Here is an 11,145-nt window from a genome sequence, read left to right on the forward strand (position 1 = left end):
TACCCCTCTGGAAGCGCAAGTTCGTTCACACGACAGACAGCAAGCACGACTTGCCGATTGCCGCCAATGGGCTCAATCGGCGGTTCAATCCCACGGCGCCGGACGTGGCCTACGTCAGCGATATCACGTACATTCGCACCGGCGCGGGATGGTTGTACTTGGCCACCGTGCTGGACCTGTATGCGCGCAAAGTAGTAGGTTGGGCCATGGCGCCGAGCATGCCCGCCAAGCTGGTCTGCGACGCGTTGAACATGGCCATTCAACAGCGCCGGACCGCATCGGGCCTGATCGTCCATTCGGACCGGGGTAGCCAGTACGCCAGCGAGCGTTACCAAGACCTGCTGAAACAACACGGCTTCGTTTGCAGCATAAGCCGCAAGGGAAACTGTTGGGATAACGCCGTGGCGGAACGCTTCTTTCTGAACCTCAAGATGGAGCGCGTCTGGCAGCGGCAATACGCCAATCACGCCGAGGCCAAGGCTGATATCACCGACTACATCGTCGGGTTCTACAACAGCAAGCGAATCAATTCAGCATTGGGCAATCTGCCGCCCGCTGCCTACGAACGAAAAATGGCAGCACGCGAACCTATCGTGGTGTCCGAAATTACTTGACCACAGGACCTCCTTCGTAAGCACTAACTGTTTCATGATATCAACTCCGGCTACATTGCCTATTTGACTTTGACAGCAAAAATTGGTCGACTACGCAACTGCAGAAATCATGTTGAAGGAAAAGCGACGCCCGGTCACTCACAGCGGTAGCCGACATGGTAGCCGAAGTCAACTTCCACTCACAACGGCATTGGTCCGTTAGTATTAGGGTGGAAACCGTCCTACTACCGCAATATATATAAATAAAAAAAATCCAAGCGGCAACACAAAAAGAATCGCTAGGACCGTATCTAACGAAACCGTCCGAGATTCATTGAAAGCGGAAATTAGAAAATATATCCATATCACTCCTCCAGCTATTCCAATGACCGCACAAACGAGGCGTTGAAAGACGCTAGCTTTATCATTTTTTTTCGTGCCGTTCATATTTCCTACTTATAAGCATCTAAACTGCGTTGACAGGCCATAGCGCACCCGACTGCGGTACCGACTCCCCATGCACCCATTACTCCTCCTGCCTAAGTACACGCAGTAGTGGCTTTCTTACTCGAGGCTGCTGCTACCCCAGCAATACTAACTGCCCCGCCTGTAGGGGTAGACCACCACGGGTTGAAAGCACCAACGCACGCGTTCATGCATGAGCTCCACGTCGGACTTCCCGGCGGCTTGGGCGCGTTCCAACAAATTTCGCTATAACATTCTTCTCCGCATCGTTTTCCATCGCAGTACCATGTATCCTTGAGTCAAAATGGATCTTTTCTTGTCAGGGGTTTATTCATAACGTAAGTGTATGTATTAATACCCCCTTTCAGTCCGATAGGGTCTGACTGTATGTAACGACCTAAGGAAGCGCTGATCTGTAAGCGATCCATGAACCCCAGCCTTGCTGCCCGCACCCAGGACCTGCATCATATGCCCTGAATCCGGTGCGTATTAGGCTTTCTTGCCGATGGCGGGCATGGGAACGAAGGCGATGCAGTTCATTAGGTTGGCGCATCCCAGCATGACGTACTTGTCGGATTCATCGGGAGCAATGCTGCTGAGCCATTTCGTTAGTTCTGTTGTGACGTAGGCCAGTAATTGCTTTTCTGGGTGAGCACTGAGGTATTGCATCATGGCGCGCTGGCTCTGCGTCGGAGGCAGGTCTTCGCCGAAGCGAACAGCGGCGACATAGCGCGCCATCTGCTTGTCCTGTTCGGCTTCGGTAATCAGCGGCCAGGCCAAGCCGGTTTCCTTCATCGCTTGGAAGCAAATGAACAGCAGGTTAAGCGCGAAGTCCATTTTTTCCGGCGAGACTCCCATGCGCTGCAGAACCAGCACCGAACCGAACATGTTTGGCTGAGCACGGAACAATTCATCGGCGAGCGCTTCCTTTTGCCGCAAGTCCATTGCGCTCACCGATTTGATGGCGCTAACAAGCGCCTTTTGCGAAACGCGGCTCATGGCGCTACGCCTGCCAAACTAACCTGGCGGTCGGACTCCGCTCCGATATTCCATGGCAGCAGCGCCTCCACATCGTCGACGGTTTTTGCAGCGGGCAAATCGCGCAGCACTTGGCACAGCCATTGATCCGGTTCAACGCCGTTGGCCTTCGCGGTCTGCACGAGCGAGTAAATCACCGCGCAGGCATGCGCACCAGCAGGCGTGTCGCTAAACAGCCAACCTTTGCGTCCCACGACGAAGGGGCGAATCGCATTCTCGCAACGGTTGTTGTCGATCGGCAGGTCGCCGCGCTCTATGTAGCGGGTCAGCTTGCCCCAGTATTTGTGCAGGTAAGCCATGGCCGCACCGAGCGCGGTACGTGCCGGCACCGCCGGCAGGTGCGTTTCCAGCCACGCGCGCAATCGGCCCAGCACAGGCATGCTGTGCGTCTGGCGCGCCAGCAGGCGCTGTCCATCTGTGGCGTCGCGCTGCGCGCGCTCGATACCATACAGCTGGCCGATCAGATCGATAGCCCCGTCTGCCTTGCCGCGCTTGCCCTTTGGCTGCGCGTGCGCCCAGCAAACCATGTGCTCGACGCCAGCGGTACGGGCGACCCGGTTGTAACCTTCGTAGCCGTCGGTCATCAGATAGCCTTCATAGCCTTCCAGCAGGCGTGCCGGAACCTCCCCGCTGCGGCTGGGATCGTAATCGTAAAGGACGACCGGGCGCCCCGGCGGCCCGCCCGTTTGCACCCACATGTAGCTGTTGGACGTGGCTGCCTTGTCCTTTTCCTTGAGCACCTGAACCACGGTCTCGTCCATGTGGATCAGTGCGCCGTCCAGCAGGAGGTCACGCAGCAAGTTGTGCAGCGGCTGCAGTACGGCGCTGGCCCCGTTCACCCAGCGCGCCAGTGTCTGGCGCGGCACCGGCGTGCCATGACGGCCCAGAACATACTCGAAACGGGCCAGCGGCAGGCCGTCGACGAATTTGGCCACCAGCAGCATCGCGAGCAGCCTGAAGCTGGCATTGCTCTTGGGTAGCGGCTGTGGTGGCAACGGTGCCGTCACCGGCGCATGCGCACTGCCTGGGCAGCCATAGCGCTTGCGCACATGGCGCAACACGCGCACTTGCATCGGGACGACGTCGAGCTGCTCGCTGACTTCTTCGCCAATCTCCACCATCGGCGTGCCACACGGGCGGGTGCGTTCGTCGGCTGGCACGTCGTGCACGACATCGACGCGCTGCAAATTGGCAGGTAAAGGCGCCCGCTTGCCGCGCGCCTTTTTGTTTGCAGATTTCGTTCCAGGATCGGCCCCTGGCGGCACTGGTGCCAAGTCCTGCGCTGCGCCGTCTTGGGCAAGCACTTCGGCCTCGTCGAACAGCCTCGCCTGCGACGAAGTTTGTTCGGAGCTTGCGCCGTACAGACGATGCCGCGCCAGCGCAGCTTGCTCGACCATGCGAATCAAATAGTCGTGTGCTGCGCGCATGGTTTGTTGGCGGATCGACTCGACCGCGCTGGCGTACATGCTGTGCTGCTCGTGCAGCAGCGCTGTCAGGCCGGCCACGTCGCCAGGCAAGATCGCCGGCAACCCGAGCGCGGGTAGCGCGATTTCGGGCAGTGTGATGGACGATTTTACGGCGGCAGAAGGCATGCAACATGTTAACAGCTCGCTTTACGAAACAGAAGTGAAATGCAAGGATTTATGCGGGGCATGACGCCACAGGTCGAAGCCTTCGAGCAGCCACTCGAACTGCTGCGCGGTGAGCTCGTGCGCTGCTTCCTCGCCATCTCGTGGCCATGCGAATTTCTCCGCTTCAAGGCGCTTGAGCCACAGGCAAAAACCATTGCGGTGCCAGTACAGCACCTTGATCTTGTTGCACTGGCGATTGATGAAGACGTATAAGGCTTGGCCGAATGGATCAAGGCCGAGCTCCTGCTCAACAAGTACCGAGAGCCCATTGATCGACTTGCGGAAGTCGATCGGTACACGGCACAAATGGACCTGCGCGACCTGGTATCCCGGATGCATCAGCGGCAGCCTGGCGTGGCCAATGCTACCGCGGCCAGCCATTCCGGTGGCGGTAGCGTTGGCATCTCGAGACGTACTCCCGCGAGCACCAAGATGCAGCCCGATTGAGGCGGTCCGTCGCCGGGTTGGACGACACTGAGCGTCAGGAATTGACTCGCAGCCGGCGCCACCTCCATTACGCTTGCTCGCAGTTTGCGGCACCAGTAACGCAACGCCGTCACGGACAGGCCGTGCTGGCGAGCGTACTTGCTTGCCGCAATACCGTCATGCTCAATTGTGGCGACGTGCCCCATCCAAAATGCTGTCCCAGACTTCATATCCGCTCCCAAGAAAATCGGTGCGGCTAGAATGCCTCGGCGCTGAAAAGGCCGCAAGGTTGGGGTTCATGGATCGCTTACCTTGGACGCCCTGATCCGGCTGGCCAAGGTGCTGCATATGCGGCTCGACGACTTGGTGTTTGGGGAGAATGAGCGCGGACCCGGCGAGGATTTAGCGCTGCAGTTCGAAGCGGTGAACCAGTTCACCGACGACGGGAAGCAGACCGTGCGTGAGCTGCTGGAGGGGAAGATTCTGAAGCACGAGGCAAGGCGTTGGGATGCGTCGCGGGCGGCGCTGGCCCAGGCTAAGGCGCCGGCGGCCGGTGGCAAGCGGCCAGTGCGCGCGGCAGGACGATAGGTCACTTTCTTTCTTTAGCCGCTAAAAATTAAAAGCCGTACCGGAACCCGCGCTCTTGCAAGCAGCGGGTTGGGTACGGCTTTTTTTGTTAATAAAGTAGCGCTTGGGAACGACCGATCCAGCTATGCATCAGTCCGTGTCCATTCGTCAGACCCGACTCCGCCACCGCACCCTTGTTTCAGTAAAGAGCGACCAATACTGACACCCGTGGTCGATCACGGCTCTTCAAATTTAATATCCGCTTTCGATCGAGCTATATTAATCTGCTTTTCGAGTGGAATCGGGCACTCATGTTCGTGATTATATAGACGGCCATCCATCCATCTCAATTCCCCTCCGTTGGACAAGTCTCTCAGGTAAATATGTACCATCGAAAGTGCACCTCCCAGTGCTTGCATGCAGTCAATTCCGAACGCCTCGTGCGCAGACGTAATGAAGTCTAGCTGTACGGGGCACCCATAGAACATTTCAAATCCGGCAGTTTTAGCTGGAAAATACGGTGTTCCTATTCTCACCGTAATTAACTTTTCAGTACCCGATGAGGATTTAAAGGAAAGGGTTCTCTCAAAAAACATATTGCCCTCAATTATTCCCTGGATTTGTACTACAGTTAGCTTTACAAGAGGCATACCATGCATCGGCTCGTGCAGCGCAGGCCAAAATTTGCCAGGGCTCGCCAGCAGACGCGCATGAGCCATACATCGCTGTATGAGTTGCTTCGCAAGCCATTAGACAAGTCCCTTCCTCAGCAAGATTGCAAATCATTTGAGCCGCATCGCGTACCGGTTTCGGCCAAAAAAATCTTTTCCCGTCGGGCGTCATTGGCGGGGGCAATGGGCGTGGCAATAATCTCGTTTGAAGCCCCTCTGGATCTGAGTATCGCGTCGGTTGATTCAACACATAGATATAGGGGTTTATGCCACCACCTAAGCCAATCGGATCACTCTGGATATACCGCCCCGTCTGCGGATCGTAATCCTTGAAGTAGTTGTACTATCTCTACGATTTGTCAGCTAGACGCCTTCTTGCAAAAACACGAACACACGATACAAGAAGGCACCATGCCGCAGAAAAATTTCGACCTTCTAATGCACGAAGGGGCCACTCCCTTAAGTCAATGGAATTTAGTATAAGAACCGCTATCGCAAATCCTGCAGATATGAATCCGCTTATACGACAAATCTTCTCTCCTTTTGCACCCTTGACCCATAGCGACGTGATTGCCATTAGTGCGAACGAGGCCGCAAGAACGACGCCTAAACTGATGAAGATCACCGCCACCAAGTCGATGGGGTCGTGCACGGCTGCACGAAACTCAACCACTTTATAGAAAGACAGCACAGATTCACTAAAGACCAATACCGTCCCGAGCGCTGTGACCCACGTTGCAAATGCCTTAAGCCAGTTCATTTCAACTTCCCAGGTAATAGGCGAGACATGACAGAGCCCATAGCGCAGCTAGCTTTACAGGCTAGCACACGGTTGTGCCCGTTAATGTCCGATATCTCTTGGCGGTCAGGATCGCCACACGTTATAACAGCGTCGCCGTGTGTCAAAACGCACAGTTCTTCGCACTTCTTTTGCTTCTGAAACATTTTGAAAGTGAAGTATCCCCCTACTACTACACCCCCGGCAGCAGGAAGAATACCTGCCTCTCCAGTTGGATCAATGTGGCTAAGCGGGTTCCCGTTGACGTAGCTATATGTATTAATCCCACCTTTAAGCCCGATCGGATCGCTTTGGATATACCGCCCCGTCTGCGGATCATAATCCCTGTGGTAGTTGTAAAACAGGTTTGTGTTCCTGTCGTAGTACTGACCTGGCATTCGCAGATTAAACGTAAAGGTACCAGTTCCGCTAAAATATTCGGTTGGTGGAGTCAGCCCGAACGGATCACCATTGTCCCAGCGCCACACGATCTTATTGTCGAGCGCGCGCGTTATCATTCGCGGCGTTCCCAAATGATCCGGATGAACATGGAATACATTGGTCGCCGTTACTTGACTGGGCGCCGTGCCCGCCACAGTCTGCGTCAGCACCGCTACCGGCAGATCGCCCAGGTAAACCGTCTCCCTGGTCGGCTTGCCAGTGCTGGCGTTGTACTCACCAACCAAATGGCCTTGTTCATCATAGGCGAACAAGCCGCCACCATAACTCTGCAGGACGCGCTGCCCGATCCCGTTGAACAGCTGATAGACAGTGATCGCGCCATTCTTTATGCTGTATGGCCGCCCACGTCCACTGTACGTCACGACGAGGTTTCCGTCGCCGGTTAAATTGCCCGCGCCGTCGTACGTATTGGTCTTGGCCGACAACGGACCGGTGGTCGAGCTCAGCTTATTGCTGAGAGGATCGACGATATTCGTGTAGCTAGCTGCGCCGAAGCTGCCCTTGATCCGGTTGCCGGTGGCATCGTATGCATAGGTCTGAGTGGTGCCGTTTCCGCTATAGCTGATCAGCCGATCAAGGTTGTCGTAGCCGAAGGTTTGATCCAAGTTGGCCGGAAGGGGTACCGTGCCGCTGCCGGTATGGGTGTATCCCGTGATGCGGCTGGCGACGTCATAACGCACCGTGCGCACGACACCATTTGCTGCGGGATTGCCCAGAGTATAGCTCCTGGGACGACCCTCGAGGTCGAAAGTGCGGACATGCACGTTCTTACTACCCACCGTGCTGTTGCCCCAGCTCCAGCCGCCGCTAGCACCAAACGGTGCGTAGCTAATGTTGTCCAGCAAAACAATCGTACTTTCGGTGTTGGTGCCACTGCCATTGGCTTGAACAGGGTTGAGCGTGATACTGCCGACCCGCCCCGCCTTGTCATACCCATAATTGACCCGATTGCCGCTAGGATAGGTGACGCTAGCCAATCGGCCGCTTGAATCGTAAGCATAGGACAGCGCCTGGGTGAAGTTGGTCGGCGACGCGATGATGTTCTGGACTTTGGTCTTCAGTCGCCCCAATCCGTCATAGGCATAGGTGGTGCTGCCGGATTCGTCGGTCATCCGGGTCAGGCGCCCGGTCGCGTCCAGGATTGGCGTGGCGCCGCCATCGTATTCGAACGTGGTGCTAACTGCGCCGGTATGGTCGATACGGGTCAGGCGGTCGAGCGCGTCATAAGTGTAGGTATTCTTCTTGCCGCGTCCGTCAGTGCGGGTTTTCAGATTGCCGGCGACATCATAGGTCGACGTCGAGAGACCCGTATCCGGGCTACTCAGCTCAGCCTGATTGCCCAGGCCGTCGGCGACATAGCGCGTCACCAAATTACGCGGGTCAGTGACGGTACTAAGCTGGTCCAGGCCGTCATAACTGTACTGGGTCAACGGCGCGGAAACGTTCGGCAGCACCCTTTCCTGTTGTATCACGCGATTCATCGGATCGAATCGCTGGATGGTCTTGCGCGCTAATGGCTCGTTAATCTCAGTTAAATTGCCGACAGCGTCATATTTAAAGGTAGTGGCATTGGGCAGCGATTGCGCAAAGGCGACGGTGGCCGTCATGTTGCCGAACAATGGGGTGTATGACGACGCAATGATCATCATTCCCGCCGACAGGCGTTTTGTAAACAGTCGGTTCATTGGGCCGCTCCAGTCATTTGTTGAAGACGGCTCATTGCGTCGAATATTCTGCCGGTCTGGCGCACCAAGACACCGTTTGGGTCCTTTATTTCTTCGTTTATGCGGTTGCCAAGCAGATCCAAAGTGTAGTGGATGCTGTTTCCGGCATTGTCCGCAATATCGGTGAGCCTATGGGCAGCATCATAGGTTTGGTTGATGACCACGCCTCCGGGCAGGCTGACCTTCGTTAGCTGACCGACCCCGTCATACTCGTAATCGGTAGTCAGTTTGGCGTCGCCTCCGGTCACAGTTACGGACTCGAGCCATCCGCGCGGGTAGTAGCGCAGCCGCGTTGTCGCGCCGTTTGGCTGCGTAACCAAGCCAACCTGACCGTCACCGTTGTACTCTTCAAAGCGCGTGATATGGCCTAGTGCGTTCGTAATACTCATCAGATTACCAGTCGTCGGCTCATAGATATAGGTTACTTTGTTCGCCGCTGTAGGTCCGGTGATGGTTTCCGTTTGCCAGTGGGCGTTGTAGGTGAAACTGACGGTGCGTGGCAACCCCACTAGCGCCGAGGCGAAAGCCTGTGTGCCATTCAAATCGCCCGTTGCCTGTTCGGTTCTCGCCTTCAACGCGCCGTTGTCGTAATAGGTGAAGGTGGTTCGCTGCTTTGGCGCGGAAACGCGGAGCGGGAGCCGAAATTTCGGATGCCACTCAGTGGTAGTGACGCGCTGTTCCTTAGTGCCAAATGCTTCGGTGCGGGTGCTTTCGAGGTTGCGGTCCAGGATGTACGTGTATTTGGTTACCACTCCCTTGAAGTCAGTGTAGGTATCGATGTTACCGTACCTGTCGTAACCAATGCTGCGCGACGAGGCCGGTGCGCCCGAGCCCGCTGGCTGGGTTTCGCTTATTACACGTAGGGTTCCGTAAATGGTCGTGTACTTATAGGTTTGATCACCGCCTAGAGGATTGGTAACCAAGATGGAAGGATCCGTAACACTGACGGTGGACGGTCTTTTCAACTGATACTTGTTGACCCCACTGGCATGCTTAGTGGATATAGCCTTACCGGCAGCGTCGTATTTATACGTTGCGTAACGTGTACAGTTTTCGTCTGTGATACCAGTCAAGGCGAACGGCAACACAGCGTCCGCCGTGTTATGAGGTTCGTTGTACCAGTACGTACGCTTTTTGCCATCTGGATATGTAACCGATGTCAGATTTCCCACTGGCTTACCATTTACCGAGCTCGCCTCATCGTAGGCATAGGTGAAGACACCGCTATTTGGTGTGGTCATGGTTCTCATGCGCCCCGCAGAGTCATACGTAAAGGTCATTGATTTACCGAAATGATCAGTAACAGAATGCAATAGTTTAACGCCATCTTTACCCACGACATATGTAAATGAAAGCAGGTTAGCGGTACGCGACACAATTCGTTCGAGCCGGCCATCCAGACTATATCGTTCAGTGGAGTCATTGCGGGCATTGTAGACGTCGTGTGCGATGACTTTGTTAGCTGAATCGAGAACTGGCGTCCATCGGTCGTTCACGTTCTCAGGAGGCAGCCGATCCAATTCCGTCCCAAATCTCAGCACTGGCCCACTGCCTCGCTGTAAAACGAAGTCATTTTCGAGGCCCTCATTCATCAAATGAAAACAGCGACCTACTCCGCTCACAGCTCCTACGGAACGAATGCAATTCTGCCCTTGCTCAGGCACTTCAAGTTGGGGTTTTGATTTTTTCCCAATGTCATATCCGCTGGAGCTGTAGTTGTGCTCCCATAGATTGCGATCGCTACGATAGGTACGTGCAAAACGCAGCCCGCCCGCACTGCCGCTCTCATAATCCACGTCAACCTGTACCTTAAGACCCGCTGACGGAAACATGGGGTTTCCAACTTGCTCTGGAATAGGCGAAGCAGTGCATACATCACATGGAGGCTCAGGCTCCTCCTTCAAAGCGATGCACATTGCTATCACGTGGTAGGTCGTTCCGCTTTCGTCCAGCCTATAGTCGGCAGGACATTCCGGTTTCCGGTCAATCCCTGCTCCCGATGTTGGCAACGTACTATTGACACGCCTAGTTATCGGCTGAAGTATATAAGTACCGTTTATTGTCCTTTCAGGGTCTGGCTTGAAACCTTCCCATACATACCGGTACTCATCACTAGTATGAGCCGCATTCAATATCGCCATGGAGGCTAGCCCGTCCGCATACGCTTCACTATAGGTTGCAAAGGATGGGAATGGTGGATTGCCGGTTTTCTCAATGCCATGGTTATAAGTGAAGGATGGCGCTATAATTCGCGGCTTCGCTACCGCGTTCGGAAGAAGCCCTGCCAGCAGAAAAACGAATGGCGCGCAAAATTTAAAGTATTCTCGATACATATTACTCTATTCAAAATAATGAAGAGGCGGCCCTGCCACACGGAAGAGGAAGTGAAGGGGTGCTGGTTGACGCAGCTAGCGACTGAATGGATTTAGGGCTTTTGCGTTCGGAAGTAACGGTTGCGCAAATAGCGTTTTAAATATTATTTAGATATTTTACACCGCTTTCGTTGCATTAAATACATTTGTTGACTTTCTATCGCCTTAACGATCGGAATGCGAAATTTTTCAAGGAGTGGCGGTGCCAGCTCAAGCCAGACGGAAAATTTCTGCGAATGAAGAAAATTAGTTACTAAGTAATCACGCAAAATTTATCCTAAATTCGGCTCTGAAACCTTTCATCAGTGACTCAATTTCATTGAGCAACTCAGCACCGTTCAGGCTGACGAAACGGCGCCAAAAATATTTGGCATGTTTCCACAGAATTTCGATGCGGTTCAGTTCCGGGCTGTAGGGC

Annotated in this window: 11 protein-coding genes and 1 pseudogene; 2 read left to right on the forward strand and 10 right to left on the reverse strand. The window is 54.7% G+C overall.

Features of this window, described 5'->3' with window-relative positions; all coding sequences use genetic code 11:
- On the forward strand, positions 1-614 hold a 614-nt coding region (locus tag RBA40_RS32575), incomplete at its 5' end, for an IS3 family transposase (protein WP_306652977.1).
- Between the two features lie 743 nt (positions 615-1,357).
- On the opposite strand, the gene RBA40_RS33680 is transcribed toward RBA40_RS32575, so the two are convergent.
- The 5 genes from RBA40_RS33680 to tnpA form a co-directional block, all read right to left on the reverse strand.
- Complete coding sequence (locus RBA40_RS33680) at positions 1,358-1,486, reverse strand: RHS repeat-associated core domain-containing protein (RefSeq protein WP_374710581.1); 129 nt, start codon at positions 1,484-1,486, stop codon at positions 1,358-1,360.
- A gap of 61 nt (positions 1,487-1,547) precedes the next feature.
- Positions 1,548-2,057 (reverse strand): hypothetical protein, encoded by a 510-nt coding sequence (locus RBA40_RS32580; RefSeq protein WP_306652979.1) that lies wholly within the window; start codon positions 2,055-2,057, stop codon positions 1,548-1,550.
- Positions 2,054-3,688, reverse strand: coding sequence for an IS66 family transposase (tnpC, locus tag RBA40_RS32585; protein ID WP_374710582.1), 1,635 nt, complete (start codon positions 3,686-3,688; stop codon positions 2,054-2,056). The genes RBA40_RS32580 and tnpC overlap by 4 nt, the downstream gene beginning before the upstream one ends.
- 21 nt (positions 3,689-3,709) lie before the next feature.
- A complete protein-coding gene (gene tnpB, locus RBA40_RS32590) occupies positions 3,710-4,066 on the reverse strand; it encodes an IS66 family insertion sequence element accessory protein TnpB (protein ID WP_306652982.1) in 357 nt (118 codons plus the stop codon).
- Positions 4,066-4,383 carry an IS66 family insertion sequence element accessory protein TnpA gene (gene tnpA, locus RBA40_RS33725; protein WP_445352057.1) on the reverse strand — a complete coding sequence of 106 codons (318 nt, stop codon included), beginning with the start codon at positions 4,381-4,383 and terminating at the stop codon, positions 4,066-4,068. The genes tnpB and tnpA overlap by 1 nt, the downstream gene beginning before the upstream one ends.
- Before the next feature lie 82 nt (positions 4,384-4,465).
- Between tnpA and RBA40_RS32595 the strand changes: the two genes are divergently transcribed.
- The gene (locus RBA40_RS32595) at positions 4,466-4,741 is read left to right on the forward strand and encodes a hypothetical protein (protein ID WP_306652984.1); all 276 of its coding nucleotides are present in this window, start codon (positions 4,466-4,468) and stop codon (positions 4,739-4,741) included.
- A 215-nt stretch (positions 4,742-4,956) separates the two neighbouring features.
- Here RBA40_RS32595 and RBA40_RS32600 read toward each other — a convergent pair whose 3' ends face one another.
- The 5 genes and pseudogenes from RBA40_RS32600 to RBA40_RS32620 form a co-directional block, all read right to left on the reverse strand.
- Positions 4,957-5,439, reverse strand: a complete 483-nt coding sequence (locus RBA40_RS32600; RefSeq protein WP_306652985.1) for a DUF6968 family protein — start codon at positions 5,437-5,439, stop codon at positions 4,957-4,959.
- Positions 5,324-5,722 (reverse strand): annotated as a pseudogene (locus RBA40_RS32605) (RHS repeat-associated core domain-containing protein); the annotation flags it as partial. The pseudogene RBA40_RS32605 and the gene RBA40_RS32600, both read right to left, overlap by 116 nt.
- Before the next feature lie 18 nt (positions 5,723-5,740).
- Positions 5,741-6,151: a hypothetical protein gene (locus RBA40_RS32610; RefSeq protein WP_306652986.1), complete on the reverse strand. Its 411-nt coding sequence runs from the start codon at positions 6,149-6,151 to the stop codon at positions 5,741-5,743.
- On the reverse strand, positions 6,148-8,316 hold the full coding sequence (locus tag RBA40_RS32615; RefSeq protein WP_306652988.1) for an RHS repeat-associated core domain-containing protein: 2,169 nt from the start codon (positions 8,314-8,316) through the stop codon (positions 6,148-6,150). Before RBA40_RS32615 ends, RBA40_RS32610 begins: the two co-directional genes overlap by 4 nt.
- The gene (locus RBA40_RS32620; protein WP_306652989.1) at positions 8,313-10,187 is read right to left on the reverse strand and encodes an RHS repeat domain-containing protein; all 1,875 of its coding nucleotides are present in this window, start codon (positions 10,185-10,187) and stop codon (positions 8,313-8,315) included. Before RBA40_RS32620 ends, RBA40_RS32615 begins: the two co-directional genes overlap by 4 nt.
- Positions 10,188-11,145: the final 958 nt, after the last annotated feature.

It is taken from the genome of Massilia pseudoviolaceinigra (assembly GCF_030846505.1).
In the GTDB taxonomy this organism is placed as follows: Bacteria; Pseudomonadota; Gammaproteobacteria; order Burkholderiales; family Burkholderiaceae_D; genus Telluria_A; species Telluria_A violaceinigra.